Source organism: Stenotrophomonas sp. 3diitr2024, from assembly GCF_042136455.1.
In the GTDB taxonomy this organism is placed as follows: Bacteria; Pseudomonadota; Gammaproteobacteria; order Xanthomonadales; family Xanthomonadaceae; genus Stenotrophomonas; species Stenotrophomonas sepilia.
Map to the genome: position 1 here is coordinate 1 of NZ_JBHHMJ010000012.1, position 3,521 is coordinate 3,521.

Sequence of the window (3,521 nt, forward strand, 5' to 3'; positions counted from 1 at the left end):
GGGCCATGCCCGGCGCGCACCCTGTTGGTCCGGTAGTGCCGGGCGTTGGCCGGCATGTGCCTCAATGGCTGAACGCATCCGGCAGCTGGCCACCACACTTGCGGCAGTGCCGCGCATCGGGTTCATGCCCCTCCAGCCCGCAATGCGGGCAGCCGCGGGCATCGCGGCGCGCGGCCAGTTCGGCTTCGCGCATGGTGCTGGCCAGTTCGGCGGTGTAGATGCCGGTCGGCACGGCGATGATGCTGTAGCCGATCAGGATCAGCACCGAGGTGACGAAGCGGCCAAGCACGGTCTGCGGCACGATGTCGCCGAAGCCGACCGTGGCCATGGTCACCACCGCCCAGTACATGCTGGCCGGGATATTGGTGAAGCCGTGTTCGGGGCCCTCGATCACGTACATCAGCGCCCCGGCGATGATGGTGATGGTGATCACCGTGAACAGGAACACCAGCACCTTGCGCCGGCTGCGCCACAGCGACGTCATCAGGACGCCGCTTTCCTCGATGTAGCGGGTCAGCTTGAGGATGCGGAACACGCGCAGGATGCGCAGCGCACGCACCACCAGCAGGCTCTGCGCGCCGGGGATGAACATCGACAGGTAGGCGGGCAGGATCGACAGCAGGTCGATGATGCCCCAGATGCTCACCGCGTAGCGCAGCGGTCGCTTGACCACCGCCAGCCGCAGCAGGTACTCGGCGGTGAAGATGATGGTGAAGCCCCATTCCAGGATGTACAGGCCGGTGGACCACTCGGCATGCAGGTGCTGCACGCTGTCGATCATCACCACCAGGATGCTGGCGACGATCGCCACCACCAGGATCAGGTCGAAGTTGCGCGAGGGCCGCGAGTCATGGCGGTAGATGATGTCGAACCACCGACGGCGCCAGCCGGTCTCGGTGGCGGGGTTGAGCTGGGGGGCGGAAAACGGTCGCATGGGCGCATTGTGCCGCAGGGGTTCCGGCGCGAGAATGGGCATTCCTGAACCCTGCCGACTGCCATGACCGCCGCGACCGATCCGCTGATCTCCCTTTCGCACTATTACCTGCCGGTCTACAAGCCCCGCCAGGTGGTACTGGAGCGAGGCCAGGGCGCCCGCGTGTGGGACAGCCAGGGGCGTGAGTTCATCGACCTGGCCGCCGGCATCGCCGTGTGCGGCCTGGGCCACAATGATCCGGACCTGGTGGCCGCGCTGGTCGAGCAGGCCGGCAAGCTCTGGCACACCAGCAACGTGTTCTACAGTGCGCCGCCGCTGCACCTGGCCGAGGAGCTGGTGAAGGCCAGCCGCTTCGCCGAGCGCGTGTTCCTGTGCAATTCCGGCGCCGAAGCCAACGAAGTGGCGATCAAGATGGTCCGCAAGTGGGCCTCCAGCCAGGGCCGTCCCGCCGACAAGCGGGTGATCATCACTTTCCGTGGCAGCTTCCACGGCCGCACGATGGGCGCGGTGACCGCTACCGCCCAGCCGAAGTACCAGGAAGGCTACGAGCCGCTGCCTGGCGGCTTCCGCTACATCGATTTCAACGATGAGGTGCAGCTGGAAACCGCGATGGCCGCCGGCGACGTGGCGGCGGTGATGCTGGAGCCGATCCAGGGCGAGGGCGGCGTGATGCCGGCCAAGTCCGGTTTCCTCAAGCGCGTGCGTGAACTGTGCGACCAGCACAACGCACTGCTGGTGCTGGACGAGATCCAGGCCGGCATGGGCCGTACCGGCACGCTGTTCGCGCACTGGCAGGATGATGTGGTGCCGGACATGGTCACCCTGGCCAAGGCACTCGGTGGCGGCTTCCCGATCGGCGCGATGCTGGCCGGCCCGAAGGTGGCCGAGACCATGCAGTTCGGCGCGCACGGCACCACCTTCGGCGGCAACCCGCTGGCCGCTGCGGTGGCCCGCGTGGCACTGCGCAAGCTGGCCTCGGCGGAGATCGCCGCCAATGTCAGCCGCCAGTCGAAGGCGCTGCGCGATGGCTTTGCCCGCATCAACGACGAGTTCGGTGTGTTCAGCGACGTGCGTGGCCGCGGCCTGATGCTGGGTGCGGTGCTGGGCAAGGACTTTGCCGGCCAGGCCGGGGCGATCCTCGACCATGCCGCCGAGCACGGCCTGCTGACCCTGCAGGCCGGCCCGGACGTGTTGCGCTTCGTGCCGTCGCTGAACATCACCGACGAAGAAGTGGCCGAAGGCCTCAAGCGCCTGCGCGCAGCGATTGCTGCGTTCATCGCCGCGCGCTGACGCCCCGGCGCTGGGGTCGGATCCCTCTCCTGCGGAGAGGGCTCTGACCCCGATCAGCCCACCGCGTATCGCTTCAACACCTTGCCCAGCCCTCGGCCATCGCGCACGGTTTCCGCGTGCAGGCCGGCGGCGCGTGCGCCGCGCACATTGGCGAACAGGTCATCGACGAACAGCGTGCGCGAAGGCGCCACGCCGAGGGCCTCAAGCGTGCGCAGGAAGACCTCCGGTGCGGGTTTGCGCAGGCCGAAATCGGCGCTGCAGAACACGCGTCCCTGCAGCGCAGGGAACAGTTCCGGCAGCAGGATGGGCAGCGCCTGCACCATCAGCGCGCCATTGTTGGTCAGTACCGCCAGTGGCAGCTGCAGGACCTGCAGCCGCTGCAGCACCGCGTGCTGCGGATGGCTGGCCGCCTGGCGTGCGGCGATCCAGCTGGGTACATCGACGGTCCTGCCCAGGCACTCCCCCAGCCGCGCCAGATAGGCCGGACCCTGCAGCGTGCCGTTGTCATGCGCCGCTTCCAGTCCGCTGTCGAACAGCGCCGCCTGCACTGCGGCAGGGGTAACATCCAGTACCTGCGCCAGGTGCAGCACGCGCTGCGCGCGCTGGTACTGCACCAGCACGCCGTCCACATCCAGCAGCAACAGGTCGATCCGCATCGGTCGAGCATGCCATTGCAGTGAGTGCGCGGGAAACCCTGGAGTGGGCATGCGACAGACGGTCGCAGACGCGGCCGCAGGGGCCTGCCTAGAATGGCGCTTGAATCCGCAGGAGAGGCAACGATGAAGGCTTGGTGGGTGGCAGTGGGACTGGGCGCGCTGATGCTGGCGCCGTCGGCGATGGCGCGGGTGTGTGCAGTGAGCATCGACAGCACCGACCAGATGAGCTTCAGCACTCGCGAGATCAAGCTTGCCGCCGACTGCACTGCCGTGGACCTGACCCTGCGCCACACCGGCAAGCTGGCCGCTACCGCGATGGGCCATAACTGGGTGCTGACCCGCACTGCCGATTACCAGCCGGTGGCACTGGCAGGCATGCGCATGACCCTGGCCGACAGCTACCTGCCGAAGGCTGACAAGCGCGTGCTGGCGCACACCAAAGTAATTGGTGGTGGCGAGACCACGCGCGTGCGCTTTTCCACCCAGGGCCTGCAGAAGGGCGGCGACTACACCTTCTTCTGCTCGTTCCCCGGCCACTTCGCGATGATGAAGGGCAAGTTCGTCTTCGGTTGAAAAAAGGGGACGGAGGGGATTAAGTCGTTTGTGCATAAACGACTTAATACCCTCCGTCCCCTTTTTGT

General features: G+C 67.0%; 4 protein-coding genes. 2 read left to right on the forward strand and 2 right to left on the reverse strand.

The genetic code is table 11. The features are described from left to right. Nucleotides 1-61: 61 nt before the first annotated feature. Nucleotides 62-934, reverse strand: a complete 873-nt coding sequence (locus ABGA94_RS00055) for an ion transporter (RefSeq protein WP_069139259.1) — start codon at nt 932-934, stop codon at nt 62-64. A gap of 63 nt (nt 935-997) precedes the next feature. Here ABGA94_RS00055 and ABGA94_RS00060 point away from each other — a divergent pair, with 63 nt between their 5' ends. After that, nucleotides 998-2,224 (forward strand): acetylornithine transaminase, encoded by a 1,227-nt coding sequence (locus ABGA94_RS00060; RefSeq protein WP_053497478.1) that lies wholly within the window; start codon nt 998-1,000, stop codon nt 2,222-2,224. 53 nt (nt 2,225-2,277) lie between these two features. Here the strand turns inward: ABGA94_RS00060 and ABGA94_RS00065 are convergent, their stop codons facing one another. Next, nucleotides 2,278-2,880, reverse strand: a complete 603-nt coding sequence (locus ABGA94_RS00065; RefSeq protein ID WP_005419017.1) for an HAD-IA family hydrolase — start codon at nt 2,878-2,880, stop codon at nt 2,278-2,280. A gap of 123 nt (nt 2,881-3,003) precedes the next feature. Between ABGA94_RS00065 and azu the strand changes: the two genes are divergently transcribed. Further along, nucleotides 3,004-3,453 carry an azurin gene (azu, locus tag ABGA94_RS00070; RefSeq protein WP_005419015.1) on the forward strand — a complete coding sequence of 150 codons (450 nt, stop codon included), beginning with the start codon at nt 3,004-3,006 and terminating at the stop codon, nt 3,451-3,453. Nucleotides 3,454-3,521 lie beyond the last annotated feature (68 nt).

Bases quoted from the DNA above. Each gene is read 5' to 3' on its own strand.
- ABGA94_RS00055 (WP_069139259.1), bottom strand. From the start codon at position 934: ATGCGACCGTTTTCCGCCCCCCAGCTCAACCCCGCCACCGAGACCGGC.
- ABGA94_RS00060 (WP_053497478.1), top strand. From the start codon at position 998: ATGACCGCCGCGACCGATCCGCTGATCTCCCTTTCGCACTATTACCTG.
- ABGA94_RS00065 (WP_005419017.1), bottom strand. From the start codon at position 2,880: ATGCGGATCGACCTGTTGCTGCTGGATGTGGACGGCGTGCTGGTGCAG.
- azu (WP_005419015.1), top strand. From the start codon at position 3,004: ATGAAGGCTTGGTGGGTGGCAGTGGGACTGGGCGCGCTGATGCTGGCG.